20 protein-coding genes, 4 tRNA genes and 1 other RNA gene are annotated in these 24281 nt (G+C 61.8%); 21 read left to right on the plus strand and 4 right to left on the minus strand.

Going from position 1 to position 24281, the window contains the following annotated elements; genetic code table 11:
• Positions 1-12 precede the first annotated feature (12 nt).
• Positions 13-2283, plus strand: a complete 2271-nt coding sequence (locus IC757_RS04170; RefSeq protein WP_190976125.1) for a hydroxymethylglutaryl-CoA reductase, degradative — start codon at positions 13-15, stop codon at positions 2281-2283.
• Positions 2270-2866, plus strand: a complete 597-nt coding sequence (gene idi / locus IC757_RS04175; RefSeq protein WP_223846252.1) for an isopentenyl-diphosphate Delta-isomerase — start codon at positions 2270-2272, stop codon at positions 2864-2866. The genes IC757_RS04170 and idi overlap by 14 nt, the downstream gene beginning before the upstream one ends.
• Positions 2867-2977: 111 nt before the next feature.
• Here the strand turns inward: idi and IC757_RS04180 are convergent, their stop codons facing one another.
• From IC757_RS04180 to trxA, 3 genes are all read right to left on the minus strand, one after another.
• Positions 2978-3676, minus strand: a complete 699-nt coding sequence (locus IC757_RS04180; protein ID WP_190976127.1) for a response regulator transcription factor — start codon at positions 3674-3676, stop codon at positions 2978-2980.
• Positions 3677-3841: 165 nt separating this feature from the next.
• The gene (gene rho / locus IC757_RS04185; protein WP_190976128.1) at positions 3842-5098 is read right to left on the minus strand and encodes a transcription termination factor Rho; all 1257 of its coding nucleotides are present in this window, start codon (positions 5096-5098) and stop codon (positions 3842-3844) included.
• A gap of 231 nt (positions 5099-5329) precedes the next feature.
• Positions 5330-5659 (minus strand): thioredoxin TrxA, encoded by a 330-nt coding sequence (gene trxA / locus IC757_RS04190; RefSeq protein WP_190976129.1) that lies wholly within the window; start codon positions 5657-5659, stop codon positions 5330-5332.
• Between the two features lie 184 nt (positions 5660-5843).
• On the opposite strand from trxA, the gene IC757_RS04195 reads away from it, so the two are divergent.
• From IC757_RS04195 to nusG, 14 genes are all read left to right on the plus strand, one after another.
• Positions 5844-7136, plus strand: a complete 1293-nt coding sequence (locus IC757_RS04195) for a DEAD/DEAH box helicase (RefSeq protein WP_190976130.1) — start codon at positions 5844-5846, stop codon at positions 7134-7136.
• Positions 7137-7238: 102 nt separating this feature from the next.
• Positions 7239-8123, plus strand: a complete 885-nt coding sequence (locus IC757_RS04200; RefSeq protein ID WP_190976131.1) for a type II secretion system protein N — start codon at positions 7239-7241, stop codon at positions 8121-8123.
• A gap of 2 nt (positions 8124-8125) precedes the next feature.
• Positions 8126-10036, plus strand: coding sequence for a type II secretion system secretin GspD (gene gspD / locus IC757_RS04205; protein WP_190976132.1), 1911 nt, complete (start codon positions 8126-8128; stop codon positions 10034-10036).
• Complete coding sequence (gene gspE, locus IC757_RS04210; RefSeq protein WP_190976133.1) at positions 10026-11504, plus strand: type II secretion system ATPase GspE; 1479 nt, start codon at positions 10026-10028, stop codon at positions 11502-11504. The genes gspD and gspE overlap by 11 nt, the downstream gene beginning before the upstream one ends.
• Positions 11505-11559: 55 nt before the next feature.
• On the plus strand, positions 11560-12762 hold the full coding sequence (gene gspF, locus IC757_RS04215) for a type II secretion system inner membrane protein GspF (RefSeq protein WP_190976134.1): 1203 nt from the start codon (positions 11560-11562) through the stop codon (positions 12760-12762).
• A gap of 3 nt (positions 12763-12765) precedes the next feature.
• The gene (gene ftsE, locus IC757_RS04220; protein WP_190976135.1) at positions 12766-13449 is read left to right on the plus strand and encodes a cell division ATP-binding protein FtsE; all 684 of its coding nucleotides are present in this window, start codon (positions 12766-12768) and stop codon (positions 13447-13449) included.
• A gap of 53 nt (positions 13450-13502) precedes the next feature.
• The gene (gene ftsX, locus IC757_RS04225; protein ID WP_190976136.1) at positions 13503-14402 is read left to right on the plus strand and encodes a permease-like cell division protein FtsX; all 900 of its coding nucleotides are present in this window, start codon (positions 13503-13505) and stop codon (positions 14400-14402) included.
• 118 nt (positions 14403-14520) lie between these two features.
• Positions 14521-14605, plus strand: a tRNA-Tyr gene (locus IC757_RS04230).
• Between the two features lie 42 nt (positions 14606-14647).
• A tRNA-Gly gene (locus IC757_RS04235) sits at positions 14648-14721 on the plus strand.
• A 9-nt stretch (positions 14722-14730) separates the two neighbouring features.
• Positions 14731-14806: transfer RNA gene (locus IC757_RS04240), tRNA-Thr, on the plus strand.
• A gap of 40 nt (positions 14807-14846) precedes the next feature.
• The gene (tuf, locus tag IC757_RS04245; RefSeq protein WP_190976137.1) at positions 14847-16037 is read left to right on the plus strand and encodes an elongation factor Tu; all 1191 of its coding nucleotides are present in this window, start codon (positions 14847-14849) and stop codon (positions 16035-16037) included.
• Positions 16038-16107: 70 nt separating this feature from the next.
• Positions 16108-16183: transfer RNA gene (locus IC757_RS04250), tRNA-Trp, on the plus strand.
• Positions 16184-16205: 22 nt separating this feature from the next.
• A complete protein-coding gene (gene secE, locus IC757_RS04255) occupies positions 16206-16583 on the plus strand; it encodes a preprotein translocase subunit SecE (RefSeq protein WP_190976138.1) in 378 nt (125 codons plus the stop codon).
• Positions 16583-17116 carry a transcription termination/antitermination protein NusG gene (nusG, locus tag IC757_RS04260; protein ID WP_190976139.1) on the plus strand — a complete coding sequence of 178 codons (534 nt, stop codon included), beginning with the start codon at positions 16583-16585 and terminating at the stop codon, positions 17114-17116. The genes secE and nusG overlap by 1 nt, the downstream gene beginning before the upstream one ends.
• A 200-nt stretch (positions 17117-17316) precedes the next feature.
• On the opposite strand, the gene IC757_RS04265 is transcribed toward nusG, so the two are convergent.
• Positions 17317-17393: non-coding RNA, sX9 sRNA (locus tag IC757_RS04265), on the minus strand.
• A 95-nt stretch (positions 17394-17488) separates the two neighbouring features.
• Between IC757_RS04265 and rplK the strand changes: the two genes are divergently transcribed.
• From rplK to rpoB, 5 genes are all read left to right on the plus strand, one after another.
• Complete coding sequence (gene rplK / locus IC757_RS04270; RefSeq protein ID WP_190976140.1) at positions 17489-17923, plus strand: 50S ribosomal protein L11; 435 nt, start codon at positions 17489-17491, stop codon at positions 17921-17923.
• Positions 17923-18615, plus strand: coding sequence for a 50S ribosomal protein L1 (gene rplA / locus IC757_RS04275; protein WP_190976141.1), 693 nt, complete (start codon positions 17923-17925; stop codon positions 18613-18615). Before rplK ends, rplA begins: the two co-directional genes overlap by 1 nt.
• 370 nt (positions 18616-18985) lie before the next feature.
• Complete coding sequence (gene rplJ / locus IC757_RS04280) at positions 18986-19513, plus strand: 50S ribosomal protein L10 (RefSeq protein WP_190976142.1); 528 nt, start codon at positions 18986-18988, stop codon at positions 19511-19513.
• A gap of 119 nt (positions 19514-19632) precedes the next feature.
• Entirely contained in the window at positions 19633-20016 is a 384-nt protein-coding gene (gene rplL, locus IC757_RS04285; protein WP_190976143.1) for a 50S ribosomal protein L7/L12, read from the plus strand.
• A 172-nt stretch (positions 20017-20188) separates the two neighbouring features.
• Positions 20189-24271, plus strand: coding sequence for a DNA-directed RNA polymerase subunit beta (rpoB, locus tag IC757_RS04290; RefSeq protein ID WP_190976144.1), 4083 nt, complete (start codon positions 20189-20191; stop codon positions 24269-24271).
• Positions 24272-24281 lie beyond the last annotated feature (10 nt).

The raw sequence follows: 24281 nt of genomic DNA on the forward strand, positions 1-24281 counted from the left end.
GGAGCCTGCCGCATGGAACGATCACGCATACCGCAGTTCTACAAAATGTCCGTGCCGGAGCGAGTGCGCACGGTGCATGACCGTGGATTGCTGGGACCCGAGGACTACCAGGTCCTGAAGTCCGGTCGGCACACGCTGTCGGTGCAGCTGGCCGACAAGATGATCGAGAATGTCATCGGCGTGATGGGCCTGCCGGTCGGTCTCGGGCTGAACTTCCTGATCAACGACAAGGAATACGTGGTTCCCCTGGTGGTCGAAGAGCCGTCCATCGTGGCCGCGCTCGGCTCGGCGGCCAAGCTGGCGCGCTCGGCTGGAGGGTTCACGGTCGAAAGCACCGAACCCCGCCTGATCGGCCAGATCCAGATCGTCGATGTCGCTGATCCGGCCCGGGCAAAAGCCACCCTGCTGCAGCGCAAGGACGAGATTCTCAACCTTGCCAACAGCCTTCACCCGAAGATGATTGCCCGCGGCGGCGGGGCCAAGGACCTGGAAGTCTACATTCATCCCTCGCAGGGCATTGGCGGTGACATGGTCGTTGCCCATCTGCTGGTCGATACCTGCGATGCGATGGGCGCCAACCTGGTCAATACCATGTGCGAGGGCGTTGCCTCGCTGGTCGAAAACATGGCCGACGGGCGGGTTTTCCTCCGGATTCTGTCAAACTTGACCGACCGCGCACTGGTGCGGGCGAAGGTGCGGATTCCCGTGAGCCTGCTGACCGGCAAGGGCTTTGATGGCGAGCAGGTGCGCGACGGCATCATCGTGGCCAACGATTTCGCCCGCGTTGACCCCTACCGGGCCGCCACCCACAACAAGGGCATCATGAACGGCGTGGATGCGGTCGCCCTGGCCACCGGCAATGACTGGCGGGCCATCGAGGCCGGCGCCCATGCCTATGCCGCCCGGGGCGGCCGATACACCTCGCTGACCAGCTGGACCTGTGCCGACAACGGCGACCTGCTCGGAGAGCTTGAGATTCCACTCAAGGTCGGTACCGTGGGCGGCCCGCTGCAGACCAACCCGACCGTGGCGCTGAACCTGCGCATGCTGGGCGTCGAGAGTGCTCGCGAGCTTGCGGAAGTCATGGGAGCGGTGGGGCTGGCCCAGAATTTCTCGGCCATCCGTGCACTGGTCACCGAAGGCATTCAGCAGGGACACATGACGCTGCATGCACGGTCCGTGGCCACCGCTGCCGGGGTGCCGCCCGAGCTGTTCGATACGGTGGTCGAGCGCCTGATTGCCTCGGGCGAGATCAAGGTCTGGAAGGCCGCGGACATCATGCGCGAAGTCGCCGAGCAGAGTGCATCCTCGATTCGTGCCGTGTCCCGGACTGAAGAACAGGAGACGCTGGAAGGCGAACGACTGGGTGCCGGTCACGGCAAGATCATCCTGCTCGGCGAACATGCCGTGGTCTATGGTCGCCGGGCCATTGCCGCGCCCATCCCACTGGCCATTCAGGCCCGGGTCGAAGATGCGCCGGAAGGCGTGGAGCTGATCATCCCGCGCTGGGGGATCGAGCAGCGGCTGGACTTCAAGGCCAAGCGACCGCCATCGTTTGCCAAGTCCATGGCGCGTGTGCTGTCGGCACTGGATCTCGAGAATCGCGGCATGCGTATCGAGGTGTTCCCCAATGTGCCGCGCGCGATGGGGCTGGGCGGTTCGGCCGCGTTGGCCGTGGCTGTCATCCGCGCCATCGACCTGCATTTCCGCCTCGGGCTGGATGATGAGCGCATCAACGAGCTGGCCTTTGAGTGCGAGAAGGTGGCGCATGGAACGCCTTCGGGGCTGGACAATACCCTGGCAACCTACGGTGAGTTCACGCTCTTTCGCCGCGGCGAGGACGCCTGCCGGGAAATCATCGAGGTCAGTCAGCCGCTGCCGATCGTGATCGGCATGAGTCGGACTGAAAGTCTCACAGCGCGTACCGTGGCCAGGGTCCGCGAGGCCTGGCAGCGCAATCCCGATCTTTACGATCGCATTTTTGATGAAATCGATACCCTGGCCGGCCAGGGACTGGAAGCGCTCAAGAGCGGTGACTACGAAACCCTGGGCGAGCTGATGAACGTCTGCCAGGGGCTGCTGAACGCCATGCAGGTTTCGAGCTGGGAGCTGGAAGAGCTGATCCAGGTGGCCCGCAACCATGGTGCGGTGGGCGCGAAATTGACCGGAGGTGGGGGCGGTGGATCAATCATTGCCCTGTGCCCCGATGACAGTGCCCGGGTGGCTCGGGCCATCCGCGAGGCGGGTTATCACGCCCTGGAGGTGTCCATTGGCCAGACTTGATCAGGCCGGTCCGGCCCGGATCGTGTCTTCCGACAGCGAGGAGCTGATACTTGTCGATGAGCACGACCGCGAACTCGGCACGCTGTCGAAAGGAGACTGCCATGATGGCGACGGTGTCCTGCATCGCGCCTTTTCGGTATTCCTGTTTGACCCTCAGGGCCGTCTGCTCATCCAGCAACGCGCCGCCGACAAGCGACTGTGGCCGCTGTACTGGGCCAACAGTTGCTGTTCGCATCCGCGTGCCGGCGAGCACATGGATGAAGCCACCCGGCGGCGGGTCGAGGAAGAGCTGGGTGTGGCGGCCGAACTGGAGTTCGTCTACAAGTTCCAGTACCACGCTCGCTACGGCGAGCTGGGTTCGGAGCACGAGCTGTGCTGGGTCTACACGGGCCGCACCACCGTCAGCGAGGTCCGCCCCAACCCCGCCGAGATTGCCGACTGGAAATTTCTCTCACCCGTGGATGTTGACGAGCTGGTCGCCGACGAGCAGGCGCCGGTCGCGCCATGGTTTCGGATGGAGTGGCGTGAGCTGCGGGAGCGGCACTGGGAGCGCATTGCCAGGCTGACTGATGCGGGGCGGTGATGGGGGAAGGTTTCAGCGTTCAGGTTTCAGGTTTCAGGAAAACCTGGCCTGCCTGAACCCCGAAACCTGACCCCTGAAACCTGAAACCTGAAACCTGAGCGGCAACGCCGCTCAGGCATCCTCCGGCGTCGCCAGCTTGAACCCCATCCCCTGAATGGTATGCAGCAGCTTGGTGTCGAACGGGCGATCAATGCCTTTCCTGAGGTTGTACATGTGGCTTCTGAGCGTGTCGGAGTCAGGCAGGGTATCGCCCCACAGCTCGTTTTCGATCTGCTCGCGACTGACCACTCGCGGCGACTCGCGCATCAGTACTTTCAGAATGCGAACCGCGGTGGGTGACAGGTTGATGCGCTGACCGGCGCGCTCAACTCGCATCAGGCGCGGGTCGAACACCAGGTCGCCGACCTTGAGCTGGCCCTCGCCGGTTTCGCCTCGGGCGCGCCGTATCAATGCTTTCAGGCGTACCAGCAGTTCTTCGGACTCGAAGGGCTTGACCAGGTAGTCGTCGGCACCGGCCTCGAAGCCCTCGACCTTGTCGTCGAGCTGATCACGCGCGGTCAGCATCAGAATCGGTGTGCCGTCACCGCGCTCGCGCATGCGTATCGCCACCCGTATCCCGCTGATCCGGGGCAGCATGAGATCCAGCACAACGGCGTCGTATTCGTTTTCTTCCAGCAAATTCAGAGCGATGGCGCCGTCGGCGGCATAGTCGCAGGCGTAGCCGGAAGCTTCCAGGTAGGCGCCGATGGTGGCGGCGAGATCATCATGATCCTCCACCAGCAGGATGGTGGCGTTGGGACTGTCGGACATTGAAGGCAGCTCCTTCACATTGGTGAATGGGAGCAGGTTACGGGGTGGGTGTCAATGGGGAGTGAAGGCCGCCTGCGGCGGCTGGGAAAGGTGAAAGGTGAAAGGGGTTTCTCTCCTTTTACCTTTTACCTTTCTTCCTTTCACCTTGACGCGAACGCGTCAGCCTCAGCGTTTCATGTAATTAAAGAATTCCTCGTTCGTCTTCGTCACCTTCAGTTTGTCGAGCATGAACTCGATGGCCTGGATTTCATCCATGGGGTGGAGAATGCGACGCAGGATCCAGGTCTTTTGCAGTTCGTCGTTGTCGATCATCAGTTCCTCGCGGCGGGTGCCGGAGCGATTGATGTCGATGGCCGGGTAGACGCGCTTTTCGGCGATTCGGCGACTGAGATGAACTTCCATGTTGCCGGTGCCCTTGAATTCCTCGTAGATGACTTCGTCCATCTTCGAGCCGGTGTCGACCAGGGCGGTGGCAATGATGGTCAGGCTGGCGCCATCGGTGATGTTGCGGGCGGCGCCGAAAAAGCGCTTGGGACGCTGCAGGGCGTTGGCATCCACACCACCGGTGAGCACCTTGCCCGATGACGGCACCACCGTGTTGTAGGCGCGAGCCAGGCGAGTGATGGAGTCAAGGAGGATAATGACGTCCTTTTTGTGCTCGACCAGGCGCTTGGCGCGCTCGATGACCATGTCGGCGACCTGCACGTGGCGGGTGGCCGGCTCGTCGAAGGTCGACGAGATGACTTCGGCATCGACGCTGCGCTCCATTTCGGTGACTTCCTCGGGACGCTCGTCGATCAGCAGGATGATCATGTGCGTTTCCGGGTTGTTGGCCCGGATCGCCGTGGCGATGTTCTGCAGCATCATCGTCTTGCCGGCCTTGGGCGGGCTGACCACCAGGCCGCGCTGGCCCTTGCCGATGGGTGCGATCAGGTCGATGATGCGCCCGGTGATGTCCTCGGTTGAACCATTGCCGCGCTCCAGTTCGAGCTGCTCGCGCGGAAACTCCGGGGTCAGGTTCTCGAACAGGATCTTGTTCTTGGCGGCTTCCGGCTTGTCGTAATTGAGTTCTTCGACCTTGAGCAGGGCGAAATAGCGCTCGGATTGCTTGGGCGGGCGGATCTTGCCGGAAATGTAGTCGCCGGTGCGCAGGTTGAAGCGGCGAATCTGGGACGGTGAGACATAGATGTCGTCCGGGCCGGCCATGTAGGAGGCCTCGGCGGAGCGCAGGAAGCCGAAGCCGTCCTGAAGGATCTCCAGTACGCCGTCACCGTAAATGGCTTCCTTTTTCTTGGCCTTTGCCTTGAGGATGGCAAAGATGACATCGTGTTTGCGCGAGCGGCCGATATTCTCGATGCCGAGCTCATCGGCCATATCGACCAGTTCCTTGGCGGATTTTCTTTTTAGTTCGGTCAGGTTCATGAGGTTTTCTGCCAGAGATTTACGAAGGGTTGCCACGAGCAAACAGGGAAGTTCGCCGGCGATGGCAGCCGGAATGCGAGCGTGAATGGACTCTTGAAAGTATGTTATTACCCGCCAGGGGCGGGTTTTCGGGAAACAGGGGTTACCAGGCGGGCTGCCGCCTGGATGTCGCTAAATTAGCACCAATGTACCGGCAAGTCCAGTGGCCATGGCGCATCCGCTCCATCAGGCTCAGGACAGGGTTTCCTCCACAAACTCCTTGAGCGCCGATTTGGTCAGTGCACCGACCTTGGTGCCCTGATGTTCGCCGTTCTCAAAGATCATCAGGGTCGGGATGCCGCGGATCTTGTAGCGGGTGGTCACCTGCTGGTTCTCGTCGATGTTGAGCTTGGCGATCTTGAGGCGGCCGCCGTACTCATCGGCCAGTTCGTTGAGAATCGGCTCGATCATCTTGCACGGACCGCACCATTCCGCCCAGTAGTCAACCAGCACCGGTCCGTCGGCCTTGAGGACCTTGTCCTCGAAATCGCTGTCATTTACGTGGATGATGTTCTCGGTCACAACTATGAACTCCTTGAAGAGTGGGGCAAATTGCGCTAGGTGTCGGCAACGACACTTCAAAAGACCCTATACTAGGGGGTGGCGGTTGCCCAAGACGTCATTTCCGCAGCAAACCTGTCAGCGCATCATTGGTCAGCGCTTAGGTCAAGGCGGGCCTTCCATTTTTCAAGGATAACAAGTTTCAGTGACAGACAACTCCAGTCCACAGCAAGTACTTACCGAAACCCGATTCGATCAGTTCGACCTTTTTCCAGCCATTCGCCAGGGCCTGCTCGATGCAGGCTTCGAATGCTGTACCCCGATTCAGGCCAGCACACTGCCGCTGACGCTGTCGGGCCGCGATGTCGCCGGCCAGGCGCGAACCGGCACCGGCAAGACCGCGGCCTTTCTGCTCACGGTGTTCCAGCGCCTGCTCAGCGATGACAGCGTCGGGCCGGGCCCGAATCCGCGCTCCATCATCATCGCGCCGACACGCGAACTGGCCATTCAGATTCATCGCGATGCCGAGTTGCTGGGCAAGCACACGGGACTGCGTACCGTTCTGACCTACGGTGGTGTCGACTACGCGCGTCAGCGCGAGCAGATCGCCAGCGGGGTGGATATCCTCATCGGCACGCCGGGCCGTCTGATCGATTACTTCAAGCAGGGGGTCTACAACCTCAAGCACATCGAGGTGGTGGTGCTCGACGAGGCCGATCGCATGTTCGATCTGGGCTTTATCAAGGATATCCGCTACCTGTTCCGGCGCATGCCGCCGGTCGACAAGCGCCAGACCCTGATGTTTTCGGCCACCTTCCCGCTCAAGGTCACGGAACTGGCCTACGAACACATGAACGATGCCGAGACCATCCGCTTCGAGGAGGAGCAGGTCACCAGCGATCGCGTCACCCAGGTGGTCTATTACCCGGCCAACCGTGAGAAATTGCCTCTGCTGGTCAAGTTGCTGCGTGGCATGGAAGACGGGCATGTCATGGTTTTCGTCAACACCCGGCACCAGACCGACCGCGTCGCGCGGACACTCAAGGCCAACGGCATCAACGCGGCCATGCTGGCTGGCAACGTGCCTCAGAAGAAACGCCAGTCGCTGCTCAAGCGCTTCCATGATGGAGAAATCGACGTGCTGGTCGCTACCGATGTGGCCGCGCGCGGGCTGCATATTCCCGATGTCAGCCACGTGATCAACTTCGATTTGCCTCAGGATGCGGCCGACTACGTGCACCGTATCGGCCGAACGGCCCGCCTGGGGGCGACGGGAGACGCCATCAGTTTTGCCTGTGAGGACTACGCATTTCACCTGCCCGAGATCGAGGAGTACATCGAGATGCCGCTGCCGGTCGAAGCGCATGATCCCGATGACCTGCCGAGCCTCGAACGCCCCCGGCCACCCAAGCCGACCGGCGGTGGCAGGAAGAAGGGGCGCCGCGGCGGGCTCCGTCGGGGCGGCAGCTCGGGGCGCGGCGATAGCCGGTCGAAGTGACACGCGGCCCGCGCCGCAACCCGGTGCAACGGACCCCGGGGTGCTGGCGATTGTGCTAATCTCCGGGCAGTCGACTCCGGATTTCCAGCGCGCGTTTTGCCCATGCCCATTTCCCCAACGTGGTCCGGTCGCCTGGCCCTGGCGCTGGCCGCCCTGCTGGCGCTGATGATCGTCTGGTCAGTGGTGCGCCTGGGCTGGATGCTTGTCGATGGCCCGGAGGTCGAGCCGGCACCACTGCCGCCGGTGCCGCGGGCGGCACCTCAGGATGCGTCCGACGAAGCGTTTCGCTGGGCATTGTTCGGAGACAGCGATACCGGGCGGCGCCCGGCCATGGTCCAGCCGCCTCCTGCAACCAGTCTTTCGTTGCGCCTCAAGGGCGTGATGGCGGCGGGTGAGGGCGGGTATGCCGTCATCGCCGATGCCGATGGCGAGGACCAGGTGTACCGGGTCGGAGACGAATTGTCGGGCGGTGCGCGCATCGAGGCGGTCGAGGCGCGCCGCGTACTGATCGAACGTGATGGCCAGGTGGAATCGCTGGAACTGGAGACGGCACAATTGCCGGCCGGCGGCACTTCGGCCTCACGAACCGCGGCCTCATCCGATCAGCCCTTGCAATTGGCCGGCATTCGCGGCCTGGATGGTCGAGAATCGGGGTCCGGAATGAATATCCCGACCCTGCCAACCGCTGCCGGGGAAGGGCGCAGGGACCTGCAGCAACTGGCCGGTGCCATCAATGTCCTGCCGGTGTCGGGTGGCGGCTTCCGCGTTCGTCCCGGGCGTGATGCCCGGTTGTTTGCCGATCTTGGCCTGCAGGTCAATGATGTGGTCACTGCCGTCAATGGTCAGCCGCTGGAGTCCGAGGATGACGTTCAGGCGCTGTTTGCCGATATCATGCGGCGCGGTGAGGTGGCCATTACCATCAATCGCCAGGGACGCGAGATGACGTTGCGTCCTGACTTGGAAGACATTCTCCAATCCCTGGAGTGAACATGATTCAACGCCTTGTGCTGGTCCTAGCATTGATGACAGCGCCGCTTCTGGCCGCGGATGACGACGAGCATGTGCTCAATTTCAAGGATGCCGACATCCGTGCGCTGATCACTGCGGTGGCCGACATGACGGGCCGCAACATCATCGTCGATCCCCAGGTATCGGGCCGGGTGACGGTGATATCGAATCAGTCCCTGTCATCCGAGGAGGTCTGGGAGGTGTTCCAGTCCATCCTCCGGGTGCATGGCTATACCGCGGTGGTGGATGACCGCACTGTGCGCATCATTCCCGATGTCAATGCCCGCCAGGACGGCCAGGTGCCGGTCGATGACATGCGTGCGGGCGGAGATAATCCCGTCACCCGGATCATTCAGCTCGAGCATGTGCGTGCCTCCGAGGTGTCGTCGCTCCTGCGTCAGTTGCTGCCACAGTCGGCCTACATGGCCTACCACGAGCCTTCCAATTCCCTGATCATCAGTGATCGCTCGGCCAATATCCGCCGGGTCGAGACGATTGTGCGCCGCCTTGATGCAGCCACCGATCATGACATCGAGGTCATCGCCCTCAATCACGCCGATGCCGATGAGATCGTCCGCCTGGTCAACCAGATCTATCCCGATGCCGCCGGTGGAGATGCCGCCGTTGCCGATGAGCGCACCAACACTGTCATTCTCACCGGCGATCCCAGCCGTCGGCTGCGCCTGAGAACGCTGGTCAGTCATCTTGATACGCCGCTGGAAACCGAAGGCAGCACCCAGGTGATCTACCTGCGTTATGCGACGGCCGACACGCTGGTGCCCGTGCTGGAGGGCATACTCGATCTGGATGCCGAGGACGGGCAGCGTGTTCGCATTCAGGCCCACGAGGAAACCAATGCGCTGGTCGTGACCGCATCGCCGTCGGTCTATCGCTCCATTCAGTCGGTGGTCAATCAGCTCGACGTGCGCCGGGCCCAGGTGCTGGTCGAGGCCATCATCGCCGAAGTGGCGGTGGATACCAGTCGCGAACTGGGAATTCAGTGGCAGTTTTTCGAGTCCGGTGAACGCGGATTCTTTGGCGGCACCAACTTCGAGAGCGGCGGGCGCAATCTGCTCAACCTCAGCGCTGGCCTGGCCGGCGAGAACGACGGCGCCGTCCTGCCCGGCCGCGGCATGAATCTCGGCTACGTGCGTGGCCGTTCCAACCTGCTGGGCGTCGAGGTGCTTGAGATCGGCGGGTTGGCGCGGGCGCTGGCCAGCGACTCCAACACCAACGTGTTGTCCACGCCATCGATCGTCACCCTGGACAATCACGAGGCCAGCATCAACGTGGGCCAGGAAGTGCCCTTCCTGTCGGGCAGTTTTTCGCAGACCGGTGTGGCGACGGGAGAAGGTCAGGTCAATCCCTTCCAGACCATCAACCGCGAAGAGATCGGCATCAAGCTCAATGTCACTCCGCACATCAACGAGGGCGACATGATCGTGCTCAATATCGGGCAGGAAGTGTCGACGCTGGCACCTTCATCCGGTGCCGTGGACCTGATTACCAACAAGCGCACCATTTCGACGCGGGTGATGGTGCCCGATGGCGACATTCTGGTGCTTGGCGGACTGATGAGCGATGACCTCCAGGAGGGGGAGGAAGCCGTACCCGGCCTGAGCCGCATACCGTTGCTCGGCGAGTTGTTCAAGTATCGCACCTCGACCAACGTCAAGCGCAATCTGATGGTGTTCATCCGGCCCCGAATCCTGCGTGATGACGACCTGATGCGCGATGTCACGCGTTCGAAGTACACGCGGATTCGGGATGTTCAACTCGAGCAGCGCGATGGGCCCCGGGGCATGACGCCTCGTGCGCAGATGCCCCTGCTGCCCGAGCTGGATGATTTTCTGCAGACACCGCCAGCGCGCACGCCACCTGATGAGCAGTGAGTTTCGGCCGGCCTATGCGTTTGCGCGTCGCCGTGGTGTGACGGTCGCCGGGCGCGATGGCGACGGACGGGTTCGCCTGGCCGTGCGCGAGCCCGTAGACGTCAGCGCCCTGCAGGAAGTGCGACGGCGACTCGATGGCCCGGTGGCCGTGGAGCGGCTGGCCGAGGCGGAGTTCGAGAAACTGGTGGTCAGCCTCTACGAGTCGGGTGATGCGACGGCCCGCCAGGTGGCCGAGGACCTGGGTGATGACCTCGACCTGGCGCGGCTGGCCGAGGATCTGCCCGAGCCGGCCGACCTGCTCGAAAGCGAGGATGACGCTCCGATCATCCGTCTGATCAACGGCGTACTCACCCAGGCCATTCGTGAAGGTGCATCCGATATTCACCTCGAGCCGTTCGAGGATCGCCTGTCGATCCGGTTCCGGGTCGATGGCGTGCTGCGGGAAGTCATGAGCCCGGCGCGTGGCCTGGCCGGCCTGATCGTCTCGCGCATCAAGGTCATGGCCCGTCTGGATATTGCTGAAAAGCGCATCCCCCAGGATGGCCGGATCGGACTGCGAATAGCCGGTCGTCCCGTGGATGTGCGGGTGTCCACTCTGCCATCCAGTCATGGAGAACGGGTGGTGCTGCGTCTGCTCGACAAGCAGGCCGGCCGGCTGGACCTGGCCGAACTGGGCATGAATGAAGACACCCGGTCGCGCATGGAAGCGCTGGTGGCGCGTCCACACGGCATATTGCTGGTGACCGGCCCGACCGGTTCGGGCAAGTCAACCACGCTGTATGCCGCGCTGATGCGACTCAACGACCGCAGTCGCAACATCATGACGGTTGAAGACCCGATCGAATACGATCTCGACGGCATCGGGCAGACCCAGGTCAACCCGAAGGTGGAACTGACCTTCGCACGAGGCCTGCGTGCCATCCTGCGGCAGGACCCGGACGTGGTCATGGTCGGTGAAATTCGCGATCTGGAAACCGCTCGCATTGCCGTGCAGGCCAGCCTGACCGGCCACCTGGTGCTGTCGACATTGCACACCAATACCGCGGTGGGCGCGATAACCCGGCTGGTCGACATGGGCATCGAGCCCTTCCTGCTGGCCTCCAGTACCATCGGCGTGCTGGCCCAGCGCCTGGTCCGTGTACTCGATCCCGATCATCGCGAAGCCTACGAGGTGTCGGCCGAAGAACTGTCGCGTCTTGGCTTGAGCCAGGATGATGCGGCAACACTGTATCGTCCGCGCGTTGACCTGCCAGACGGCGCCACGGGGTATCGCGGACGAACTGGCATCTACGAGCTGGTGCCGGTCAACGACCGCATGCGCACACTGATCCACGACGGCGCCAGCGAACAGGCCCTCGAGGAGCTGGCCCGCGAACTTGCGCCAAGCATCCTGGAGGATGGCTGGCAAAAGGCACTGCATGGCACGACCTCGCTGGAAGAGGTCTTGCGAGTAACGAGGGCTGCGTAGGTCGGGGCCACGTCCCCGACGGACGACTGGAACCTGCGAGCGAACGCGAGCCAAGATGGGAGCATACGAATACCAGGCACTCAACGGCACCGGCGCCAGCACCCGGGGAGTGGTGCAGGCCGATACGGCACGCGCCGCCCGCGGTCAGCTTCGTGAGCGCGGCCTGATTCCCCTGGAAGTTCGAGCTGTCGAGGGTGAAGCGCGTGGCGGCGGTGGGTTTCTGCACCGCGGCCGCGAGCGGGCGCTGATTCTCAGGCAGATGTCGACCCTGCTCAAAGCCGGGCTGCCGCTGGAGGAAGTGTTGTCGGTACTGGTCGAGCAGACCGACCAGCCCCAGGTGCGACGCCAGCTGGGCGCGATCCGTTCGCGGGTAATGGAGGGCCAGAGCCTGTCGGCCGGCATGGCCGAGCATCCCCGGCTCTTCCCGGAACTCTACAGCGCGGCGGTGGCGGCTGGTGAGCGCGCGGGTCGACTGGATGCCGTGCTCGAACGCCTGGCAGGCCATGCCGAAAACCGCGAAGAAATGCGCCGCAGCTTCGGCATGGCGCTGGTTTATCCGGTTCTGCTGGTGGTCGTGGCCATTGCCGTGGTCTGGGGGCTGATCGCTTTTGTCGTGCCACGTGTGATCGGTGTGTTCGAGCAGGCGGCCGAGACATTGCCCCTGGTCACGCGCAGCCTGCTGGGTCTGTCCGACCTGGTGGCCAACTGGGGGTGGCTGGCCCTGCTGGTCCTGTTTCTGCTCTCCGTTGCTTTTGCCCTGGCATTGAAGCAGTCCGGGCCACGTCGCGCGCTGGACCGGCTGCTGCTGGCCACGCCGGTGGCTGGCCGGCTGGTGCGGGCGCGCGAGACGGCGACCTTTACCCGAACCCTGGCCATTCTGGTCAACAGTGCCGTGCCGCTGGTCGAGGCGTTGCGAGTGGCCGCCGATGTGGTCGGCAACCAGGTGGTGCGTGAAGATGTCCGGCAGGCGGCCATGCAAGTGCGCGAAGGGGTCTCGCTCAGTCAGTCCCTGGCCGGGCGTGGCTGGCTGCCGCCCATGGCCAGGCGCCTGATCAGCGGTGGTGAGCGCAGCGGCGAGCTGGCCGCGATGCTGGAGCATGCCGCCGATATTCAGGAACGTGAACTCGAGTCGGCCTCCAGCATGTTGCTGGCCGTGTTGCAACCGATGTTGATCCTGACCGTTGGGCTGATCGTGCTGTACATCGTGTTGGCGATCATGCTGCCCATCATGAGTATGAGCCAGTTGCTGGGAGGTTGAGTCATGGTGGTATTCGAACACGTGGCCAAGCGTTACTCCGGCGGGGTTCAGGCCCTAAAGGAAGTCAGCTTCCGACTCGAAAAAGGAGAGCTGGCCTTTCTGACCGGGCACTCCGGTGCCGGCAAGTCGACATTGCTGCGCCTGATCGCCCTGCTGGAACGTCCGAGTCGGGGCCAGGTCCTGTTCGAGGGTCGCAATATCGGTCGTACCGCGCGTCGGCATATTCCGGCGCTGCGGCGGCGCATCGGCATCATTTTCCAGGATCATCGCCTGCTGACAGATCGGCGGGTGTTTGACAATGTGGCGTTGCCGCTTGTCATTGCCGGGGCGCCCTACCCGGAGATCCGGCGCCGCGTTCGCGCCGTGCTTGACAAGGTTGGCCTGCTCGACAAAGAGCGCATGTATCCGCCCATGCTGTCGGGCGGCGAGCAGCAGCGCGTGGGCATCGCCCGCGCCCTGGTGGCCAAGCCGCCGCTGATCCTGGCCGACGAGCCCACCGGCAATCTCGACCCGGAGTTGTCGGCCGATTTGATGCGGTTTTTCCTGCAGCTCAACGAACTCGGAACCACGGTGCTGATTGCCAGTCATGACCTTGAGCTGATCCGCCGGTTGCGGCGCCGGGTGCTGGTGTTGCGTGATGGACGGCTGATCGATGATGTGCCGGTGCGTGTGGAGGCTGGGGCGTGAGTTCTGGAAGCACCAGAGGGGCTGGGTCCGGTTCAGCGCGCTTGCCGGGCGGGTTGAGAGCCTGGGCCCGCCGGCACGCTTTCAGCCTGCTGTCGTCACTGGGCACCATGGTCCGGCAGCCGATTGCCTCGGCCATGACGGTCATGGTGCTGGCCGTGGCGCTATGCCTGCCGGCCGGGCTTTGGCTGACTCTGGACAACGCCTCGCGCGTAGGGCAGGACTGGGAGCGTCTGGACACCCTGTCGGTGTTTCTCGATGAAGGGGTTGAAGAGTCGGTTGCCATGCGCCTGAGTTCGCGTCTCAGCGCCTGGGCGGAGATTGCCGCGGTCGATCCGATCAGCCCGGGGGAGGGGCTGGCCGAGCTCAGTGGGCAGATGGGGCTGGGCGAGGCGCTCGAAGCCATTGAAGACAATCCGCTGCCGTGGGTGCTGGAAATCACGCCGGTTTCGGCCGGGGATCTGCCCGCGTTGGCAGAGCGGCTGGACATGGAAGATGGCGTGGATGCCGTTATCGTGGACTTGCAGTGGCTGGAGCGCCTGGCGGCCATGGTCGATGTTATCCGGATGCTGACCCTGGTGCTGGCCGTGCTGTTCGCCGCGGCCGTGGCCTTTGTGGTGGGCAACACCATCCGCATGGATATTCACAATCGGCGCGAAGAAATCGAGGTCATGGCGCTGGTCGGGGCGACGGCCGGGTTTATTCGGCGGCCGTTCCTGTACTCCGGCCTCTGGTTCGGTCTGGCGGGCGGGGGGCTGGCCTGGGTCATTCTTGTGGCGGCCGTGCTGATGCTGGGCGGGCCGGTCGCGGCGCTGGGCGAGACCTACGGCACGACATTTGAACTGCAGATGCCCTCTCGGGAAGCGGTGGCGCTGCTGGTTCTGGGCGGCGGCGCGCTCGGCCTGCTGGGTTCCTGGATCGTCGTGAATCAGTACCTGCGGCGATTGGGCTCCTGAGCGGTCAATGAATCAAACGATACTGTTGACTTGCGGTCGATGTTCAGTCAGAATTGCGGGCTTCGTCTGGAAACATCGGGATGATGCCGGAATCGAGGCTGGTGAGCCCGGAATTGCCGGAGGGGTACTCAAGCGGTCAACGAGGGCAGACTGTAAATCTGCTGGCTTAGCCTTCGCAGGTTCGAATCCTGCCCCCTCCACCAGATTTTCGCACCGACCGGAGTGGGCGGTGCAAAAGGAACCAGGCGGGTGTAGTTCAATGGTAGAACCTCAGCCTTCCAAGCTGATGATGTCGGTTCGATTCCGATCACCCGCTCCAAAAAATCGCGCCCACGTAGCTCAGGCGGTAGAGCACTCCCTTGGTAAGGGAGAGGTCACTGGTTCAAGTCCAGTCGTGGGCACCAGTTTTGAAGACTAAACATAAAGTTAAACGGAGTTTGACTCATGTCCAAGGCAAAGTTCGAACGCACGAAGCCGCACGTGAACGTGGGCACGATTGGTCACGTTGACCACGGCAAGACGACGCTGACCGCGGCGCTGACGAAGGTTTGTGCGGAAGCGCGTGGTGGCGAGTTCCGTGCCTACGACCAGATTGACAATGCGCCGGAAGAGCGCGAGCGCGGTATTACGATTGCTTCGGCGCACGTGGAATACGAGTCGGACAACCGTCACTATGCGCACGTGGACTGCCCGGGTCACGCCGATTACGTGAAGAACATGATCACGGGTGCAGCGCAGATGGACGGCGCCATTCTGGTGGTGAGTGCTGCCGACGGCCCGATGCCGCAGACGCGCGAGCACATTCTGCTGGCTCGCCAGGTGGGCGTTCCGTGCATTCTGGTTTACCTGAACAAGGCCGACATGGTCGACGACGAGGAGCTGCTGGAGCTGGTCGAGATGGAAGTCCGCGAGCTGCTGAGCGACTATGACTTCCCGGGTGACGATACCCCGATCGTGACCGGTTCTGCGCTCAAGGCGCTGGAAGGCGACGACAGCGACATTGGCGTGCCGTCGATTCTGAGGCTGGTCGAGGCGCTGGACGAGTACGTTCCGGAGCCAGAGCGTGACCTGGACAAGGATTTCCTGATGCCGATCGAGGACGTGTTCTCGATTTCTGGTCGCGGCACGGTGGTAACCGGCCGTGTCGAGCGCGGCATCATCAATGTTGGCGACGAGATCGAGATTGTCGGCATCAAGGACACGACCAAGACGACCTGCACGGGTGTGGAGATGTTCCGCAAGCTGCTGGATCAGGGTCAGGCGGGTGACAACGTGGGTGTGCTGCTGCGCGGCACCAAGCGTGACGAAGTCGAGCGTGGCCAGGTGCTGGCCAAGCCGGGTTCGATCACTCCGCACACCAAGTTCGAGGCGGAAGTCTACGTGCTTTCCAAGGACGAAGGTGGTCGTCACACGCCGTTTTTCAAGGGCTATCGCCCGCAGTTCTACTTCCGGACCACGGACGTGACCGGTTCGGTGGAGCTGCCTGAAGGCACGGAGATGGTGATGCCGGGCGACAATGTTCAGATGAAGGTTGAACTGATTGCCCCGATTGCCATGGAAGACGGTCTGCGCTTTGCTATTCGCGAAGGCGGCCGTACCGTTGGTGCCGGCGTGGTTGCGAAGATTATCGAGTAATCGAAGGAATGTGGCCGGTGCTTCTTTCGCTTCGCGAAAGCCGCACCGGCCGCATGATTCGAAAAGATTTAGGCGAGTAGCTCAACTGGCAGAGCAGCGGTCTCCAAAACCGCAGGTTGGGGGTTCGAGTCCCTCCTCGCCTGCCACTCCATTGAACTGAACGAATCCATGGCTGCCGAAAAGACGTCACCGCGCGACAATCTGCTCTGGGCTGCCGGGCTTCTGGTCCTGGCTGCCGGTCTGTATGGCTTCATTCACTTTGCCGGTGAGGTCATGTTGCTGTTCCGTGTGCTCGGGCTGCTTGCCGCTGTCGGCGTCGCCCTGGCGATTGTTGGTCAGACGGCTCGCGGTCGCGGCATGTTCGGATTCCTGCGCGAAACCGATGTGGAGCGCCGCAAGGTGGTCTGGCCGACCAGGGATGAAACGTTGCAGACCACCCTGATGGTTCTGGTCATCACCATTATCGTGGCCATCATGCTGTTCCTGATGGATACGCTGTTTGGCTGGATCGTTCGTCGCCTGATTGGCGCCGGCGGAGGCGCGTGATGGCCCGTCAGTGGTTTGTCGTCCAGGCCTACTCCGGCTTCGAAAAGGCGGTCAAGCGGTCGCTGGAGGAGCGCATCAGGCGTGCCGGCATGGAAGACATGTTCGGCGAGATTCTCGTCCCCACCGAAGAAGTGGTGGAGATGAAGAAGGGCGTGAAGCGCCGCAGCGAGCGCAAGTTCTTCCCCGGCTACGTGCTGGTGGAGATGGAAATGAACGATGACACCTGGCATCTGGTCAAGGATGTGCCCAAGGTGCTGGGATTTATCGGTGGCCGACAGGACCGTCCGGCACCGATCAGCAAGGCCGAGGCCGACGCCATTCTGCAACGTGTGCAGGAAGGTGCCGAGAAGCCGCGGCCCAAGGTGCTGTTCGAACCGGGCGAAATGGTGCGAGTCACCGAAGGTCCGTTCAACGATTTCAATGGCGTGGTTGAAGAAATCAACTACGAGAAGAGCCGGCTCCGGGTGGCGGTATCGATCTTCGGTCGATCCACGCCCGTGGAACTGGACTTCACACAGGTCGAAAAGCTCTAACGCGAATGCGTTAGAGCTTTTCGATCCCGGACGCGCGATAGCGTGATCCGGGATCTCCTTCAGCCGGCTTGGAGATATCCGAAGCCCGCTGAAGGGAAGACAGGAACCACCCGCACCCGCAAAGCGCGGTTCGGGAATCTGGAACGAGCCGGGCAAGCAACCGGAAACTGAACCAAACGGGGAGCCGATGGTCTCTCGAGGGTTCTGAAAACGTAGCGAGCGGGCATCTGACGGTGGCCGCCGGAGCGCAGGAACCGCAGTGCACGTTGAAGTGCATGAGGATTCCGAGCACCGCCGGACGCCGTCAGATGCACGCGCAGTAGTTTTCAGGGCTTTCGATGTCCCGGCGCCTGAACCCGAGGAGATATAGACATGGCCAAGAAAGTCAGCGGTTACATCAAGCTGCAGGTGCCTGCCGGTCAGGCCAACCCCAGTCCGCCGGTCGGTCCGGCGCTGGGTCAGCATGGTGTCAACATCATGGAATTCTGCAAGGCGTTCAACGCCCAGACGCAGGAAATGGAGCAGGGCCTGCCGATTCCGGTGGTCATCACCGTGTTCAACGACCGCAGCTTCAGCTTCGTCACCAAGACCCCGCCAGCAGCCGTGCTGCTGCGCAAGGCAGCCAAGATCCAGAAGGGTAGTGGTGAGCCGAATACCCGCAAGGTGGGTACGGTCACGCGCGAACAGCTCGAAGAGATCGCGAAAATGAAGGAGCCGGATCTGACGGCTGCCGACATGGATGCTGCCGTGCGCACCATTGCTGGAAGTGCCCGCAGCATGGGTCTCAACGTGGAAGGAGTCGAGTAATGGCCAGAAGCAAACGAATTCGTGCAATGCGCGAGCAGATCGAAACCGGCAAGGCCTACTCCCTTGACGAAGCACTGGACCTGCTCAAGTCGCTCAGCAAGGTGAAGTTCACCGAATCGGTCGATGTCGCCATTCGCCTGGGTGTAGACCCACGTAAGTCGGATCAGGTGGTTCGTGGCGCCATCGTGCTGCCGCACGGCACGGGCAAGAGCGTGCGCGTGGCGGTGTTCGCCCAGGGCGAGAATGCCGACAAGGCCAAGGAAGCCGGTGCCGATATCGTCGGCATGGATGACCTGGCCGAGACCATCAAGGGCGGCGAGATCGACTTTGATGTCTGTATCGCCACGCCGGATTCCATGCGTGTGGTCGGTCGGCTGGGTCAGGTGCTCGGTCCGCGCGGCCTGATGCCCAACCCCAAGGTCGGCACCGTGACCACCGATGTGGAAACCGCGGTGAAGAATGCCAAGGCCGGCCAGGTGCAGTACCGCACCGACAAGGCGGGCATTGTCCACAGCACCATCGGCAAGGCCGACTTCGAGGTCGACGCGCTGCGCGACAACCTCAAGACGCTGGTCGGAGAGCTGGTCAAGGCCAAGCCACCGGCCGCCAAGGGTCAGTATCTGAAGAAGGTCGCCGTGTCCACCACCATGGGCCCGGGCTTGACCGTCGATACCGGCTCGCTCGGCGTTTGACACTGAAAGGTTTCAGGGTTCAGGTTTCAGGTTTCAGGAAAGAGTTTGGAGTAGGAATGGTTGGCAGGTGACAAGGATCTAGGTTTCGGAAAGGCAAGAGCTACCCGCGAGGATTGCCAAAGCCCGCCCGGAAACATGAACCCTGAAACCTGAACCGTTTCTCCTCCCGGGCGTACGCTCCGAATGGGAGCGCCCGTCCAAGACCGCAGGTCGGAAACGGTAATGGCTCGTCTGAGTCGCCTGCGTAGATGGTGTCGCCCGATCCCGATTGTTGGGAAACGGCCACCAAGGGTCCGGATCGAAAGGTCCGGAATGGTATGGAGACGTTGGTCGACGAGGCCGGCTGATCCGAACTCAACGGAGGTAGCCAATGGCGCTCACACTTGAGCAGAAGAAGGCAGTCGTGGCGGAAGTCGCCGAAGTGGCGAAGATCGCGCACTCTGCGGTTGCTGCCGAGTACCGTGGGCTGACCGTCGGAGACATGACCGAGTTGCGCAGCAAGGCGCGCAGCGAGGGTGTGTTTCTGAAGGTTGCCAAGAACACGCTGGTCAAGCGGGCCGTTGAGGGTACCGACTTCGAATGCATGGCCGATGATCTGACCGGCCCGCTGTTGTTCGCGTTCTCCATGGAGGACCCGGGCGCGGCGGCCAGGCTGGTCGAGGACTTCGCCAAGGAAAATGATCACCTGATTGCCCGGCTGGTTGCCGTGGGCGGAGAGCTGCACGGTGCAACCGAGCTCGAACGCCTGGCCAAGCTGCCGACGCGTGATCAGGCGATTGCCATGCTGATGGGTGTCATGAAGGCGCCGATCGAGAAGTTCGTTCGTACCCTTGCCGAGCCGCATGCCAAGCTCGTTCGCACGGTTGCTGCGGTACGCGACAGCAAGGAAGCTGCCTAAAAGGCTGAGGAAAGTTGAAAGGTTGCAGGTTGAAAGGACAACGAACTACTGTACGTTCCCTTTTACCTTTTCACCTTTTACCTTTTACGTTTTCATTAGAGATTTTGGAGTAACAAACAATGGCCGTTTCGAAAGAAGATATTCTGGAAACTATTTCCAGCATGAGCGTGATGGAGGTTGTTGACCTCATCGAAGCCATGGAAGAGAAGTTTGGCGTGTCCGCCGCTGCGCCGGTGGCTGTTGCCGCTGGTGGCGCTGCCGGTGGTGATGGTGGCGCTCAAGCCGAAGAGCAGACAGAGTTCGACGTGATTCTGGCTGGTTTCGGTTCCAACAAGGTCGCCGTCATCAAGGCCGTCCGCGGCATCACGGGTCTGGGGCTGAAGGAAGCCAAGGACCTGGTCGAAGGCGCACCGGCTCCGCTGAAGGAAGGTGTGTCCAAGGAAGACGCCGAAGACATCAAGAAGCAGCTCGAAGAGGCGGGTGCGACCGTCGAGGTCAAGTAACCATTACGCCTTGCGAGTTGTGAAGAAATGGACTTGGGCTGGGTGCCTCTGGTGCCCGGCCCGATCCTGTTTCTGAAAGTGGCAACACCTGCTGCCCAGGCTGGAACCGGGTGCCGTGGCAGCATTGTAGGACAAATCCCGGCCGACGCAACATCAGGTGGGTAAGACGCTCATGAGCTACTCCTTCACGGAAAAGAAGCGTATCCGAAAGGATTTCGGCAAGCACCCGCGGGTACTGGAAGTGCCCTTTCTGCTGGCCACCCAGATCGAATCCTACAAGACATTCCTGCAGGCGGGGGTGCCTGAACACGATCGCGAGGATATCGGCCTGCACGGAGCGCTGAATTCGGTGTTCCCGATCACCAGCTATTCGGGGAATGCCGCCCTGGAGTATGTCAGTTACCAGCTCGGCGAGCCGGAGTTCGACGTGACTGAATGCAAGCTCCGGGGGCTGAGCTATACCGCACCGCTGCGGTCCAAGGTCCGCCTGATTATCTACGACAAGGACAGCCCGGCCAAGAACAAGCGGGTCAAGGAGATCAAGGAGCAGGACGTCTACATGGGCGACCTGCCGTTGATGACCGATACCGGTACATTTATTGTCAACGGTACCGAGCGGGTCATTGTCAACCAGATGCACCGTTCTCCCGGTGTGTTCTTTGATCATGACAAGGGCAAGACGCATTCATCGGGCAAGCTGCTTTACTCGGCCCGCGTCATTCCCTACCGTGGCTCATGGCTGGACTTCGAGTTCGACCCGAAGGACTGCATCTTTACCCGTATCGACCGTCGGCGCAAGCTGCCGGTGACCATCCTGCTGCGTGCGCTGGGCATGAACGAAGAAGAGATGCTGGATTTCTTCTTCGAAAAGACCAAGGTGACGCTGCGCAAGGGTGATGCCAAGATTGACGTCGTGCCGCAGCGACTGCGCGGCGAGAATGCGCTGTTCGATATCGTCGATGGTGACGGAAACGTCATTGTGGCCAAGGACAAGCGTATTACTGCGCGTCACGTGAAGCTGATCGAGCAGGCTGGTGTCAAGACGCTGGATGTGCCCGACGACTATCTGGTCGGCAAGATTCTGGCTCACGATATCGTCGACACCGATTCCGGTGAACTGGTGGCGCGCGCCAATGACGAGATCACCGGCGAGTTGCTGGAGTCGATGCGAGAGGCCAAGGTCAAGCGCTTCGACATTCTCTACGTCAATGATCTCGACCAGGGTCCGTACATCTCCAACACCCTGCGTATCGACCCCACCAGCAACGAGCTCGAGGCGCTGTGGGAGATCTACAAGATGATGCGCCCGGGCGAGCCTCCGACCAAGGAGGCCGCGCAGAATCTGTTCAACAACCTGTTTTTCTCGGCCGATCGTTACGACCTGTCGGCCGTCGGACGCATGAAGTTCAACCGCCGCGTGGGTCGAAAGGACATCGAGGGCCCGGGCGTGCTCGACCGCGAGGATATCCTCTCGGTGATCGACGTGCTGATCGATATCCGCAATGGCAATGGTTCGGTCGATGACATCGATCACCTCGGCAATCGCCGTGTGCGGTCGGTTGGCGAAATGGCCGAGAATGCCTTCCGCATCGGTCTGGTCCGTGTCGAGCGTGTCGTGCGCGAGCGGCTGACCACGGTCGAAAGCGAGGGTTCGGCACCGCAGGATCTGATCAATGCCAAGCCGGTGGCCGCTGCCATCAAGGAATTCTTTGGTTCCTCGCAGCTGTCGCAGTTCATGGATCAGAACAATCCGCTCTCGGAAGTGACGCACAAACGTCGTGTTTCGGCACTGGGCCCGGGTGGCCTGACGCGTGAACGCGCCGGCTTCGAGGTGCGTGACGTGCACCCCACGCACTACGGGCGTCTGTGTCCGATCGAGACCCCGGAAGGTCCGAACATCGGCCTGATCAACTCCCTGGCCTGCTATGCCCGCACCAACCAGTACGGTTTTCTGGAAACCGCCTATCGCCGGGTCGAGAACGGGCAGGTCACCGAGGAAGTGCAGTACCTGTCTGCCATCGAGGAGGGCGAGTACGTCATTGCCCAGGCCAATGCCGACCTGGATGAAAACAAGCGATTCCGTGATGAGCTGATTCCGTGCCGTCACCAGGGTGAGTTCACCCTCAAGCGGACCGACGAGATTGAGTACATGGACGTCTCGCCGCGCCAGATCGTCTCGGTGGCTGCATCGCTGGTGCCGTTCCTGGAGCACGATGATGCCAACCGCGCCCTGATGGGGTCGAACATGCAGCGCCAGGCCGTGCCGACCCTGCGTGTCGACAAGCCGCTGGTCGGAACCGGCATGGAGCGCTCCGTGGCGACCGATTCCGGCGTGACCACGGTCGCGACCCGTGGCGGTGTCGTCGATCAGGTCGACGCCGGGCGTATCGTGGTTCGTGCCAACGACGACGAGATTGGTGACAATGACCCGGGTGTGGACATCTACAACCTGGTCAAGTACGAACGTTCCAACCAGAACACCTGCATGAACCAGCGTCCGCTGGTGAAGGTGGGTGACCGGGTGGAGAAGCGCGATGTGCTGGCTGACGGTCCGTCCACCGATCTGGGTGAGCTGGCGCTGGGACAGAACATGCTCGTGGCCTTCATGCCCTGGAACGGCTACAACTTCGAAGACTCCATCCTCATCTCCGAGCGCGTGGTCCAGGAAGACCGCTTTACCTCGATTCACATCGAGGAACTGACCTGTGTCGCCCGCGATACCAAGCTGGGTTCAGAGGAAATCTCGGCCGACATTCCCAACGTCGGAGAGTCCACACTGGCCAAGCTGGATGAGTCGGGCATCGTCTACATCGGTGCCGAGGTTAAATCAGGAGACATTCTGGTCGGCAAGGTCACGCCCAAGGGCGAGGCACAGCTGACCCCGGAGGAGAAGCTGCTGCGGGCCATCTTCGGCGAGAAGGCCTCCGACGTGAAGGACACGTCTCTGCGCGTGCCGACTGGCATGGACGGCACGGTGATCGATGTCCAGGTCTTCACCCGCGAGGGTGTGGAGAAGGATTCGCGTGCCATTGCCATCGAGAAGGACGCGATTCGCCAGGTCCGCAAGGATCTGGATGATCAGCTCCGGATCATGGAAGACGCAATTTTTGCGCGGCTGGAGTCCGTGCTGATCGGAAAGGTGGCCGACAAGGGCCCCGGCGGCTTGAAGAAGGGCGCCAAGGTGTCCCAGGCCTACCTTGAAGAGCTCAAGCGAGACGATTGGTTCAAGCTGCGCATGCGCAACGACGACGCCCAGGACCTGCTGGAGCGGGCGGCGCGCCAGATCGAATCGCAGCGCAAGATCTTCGACAAGCGCTTCGAGGAGAAGAAGGAGAAAATCACCCGCGGCGATGAGCTGGCACCGGCCGTTCTCAAGATGGTCAAGGTCTATCTGGCCGTCAAGCGGCGTATGCAGCCGGGTGACAAGATGGCCGGTCGTCACGGGAACAAGGGTGTGATTTCCACCATTGTTCCGACCGAGGACATGCCGTTCATGGACGATGGTTCACCGGTCGATATTGTTCTCAACCCGCTGGGCGTGCCTTCGCGCATGAATATCGGTCAGGTTCTCGAAACCCATCTCGGGCTCGCTGCCCGCGGGCTGGGTCGCAAGATCGAGGACATGCTCGAGGCCAACGAGAAAACCGAGAAGGTCCGCAAGTTCCTCGGCGAGATCTACAACTCCGATCGTGAAGGTCGGGTTGAAATGAGCCAGTTCTCCGATGAGGAGGTCGAGGAAATGGCCGGCAACCTGACCGGCGGTGTGCCGATGGCCACCCCGGTATTCGACGGTGCCGACGAGAACGAGATCAAGAAGCTGCTCAAGATGGGCGACATGCCCGAGTCCGGCCAGATGACGTTGTATGACGGTCGTACCGGCAACGCCTTTGATCGCCCGGTGACCGTGGGCTACATGTACATGCTCAAGCTTAACCACCTGGTCGACGACAAGATGCATGCACGTTCGACTGGCCCGTACTCGCTGGTCACCCAGCAGCCGCTGGGCGGCAAGGCCCAGTTCGGCGGGCAGCGTTTCGGTGAAATGGAGGTCTGGGCGCTGGAAGCCTACGGCGCGGCCTACACCCTGCAGGAAATGCTTACCGTCAAGTCCGACGATGTACAGGGTCGTAACCAGATGTACAAATCCATTGTCGACGGCAATTACCAGATGACCGCGGGCATGCCGGAATCCTTCAACGTGCTGGTGAAGGAAATCCGTTCGCTGGGCATCAATATCGAACTCGAAGAGTCCTGATTAGCAGGAG

The organism is Wenzhouxiangella sp. AB-CW3 (assembly GCF_014725735.1).
Taxonomy (GTDB): Bacteria; Pseudomonadota; Gammaproteobacteria; order Xanthomonadales; family Wenzhouxiangellaceae; genus Wenzhouxiangella.